Below are 266 nucleotides of genomic sequence, written 5' to 3' on the forward strand. Positions count from 1 at the left end.
AAGTGCGATCCCGCCCTGGGCTCTGGGAGGCGTGGTGGGCACAAGTACAAGAGAGTGGAATTAAGCCATTGAAAGAGTTCGCACGAAAACTGAGTCCTTATCTTCACGGTATTATCGCATCGGCAAGTTATCCGCTAAACACCTGCACCCTAGAAGGGATAAACAACAAGATAAAGCTAATCAAGCGAATGGGGTATGGGTATCGAGATACCGACTACTTCTTCTTGAAGATAAAAGCGGCTTTCCCCGGAAAGCCGCGATGAACC

The 266-nt window shown here is 48.9% G+C and carries 1 protein-coding gene; it reads left to right on the top strand.

The window, feature by feature from the left end; translation table 11 throughout:
* Positions 1-263, top strand: a 263-nt coding sequence (locus AB4585_RS21595; RefSeq protein WP_372170876.1) for a transposase, incomplete at its 5' end; no start/stop codon positions are given.
* Positions 264-266: the final 3 nt, after the last annotated feature.

Source organism: Vibrio sp. 10N.222.49.C9, from assembly GCF_041474985.1.
GTDB classification, from domain to species: domain Bacteria; phylum Pseudomonadota; class Gammaproteobacteria; order Enterobacterales; family Vibrionaceae; genus Vibrio; species Vibrio crassostreae_C.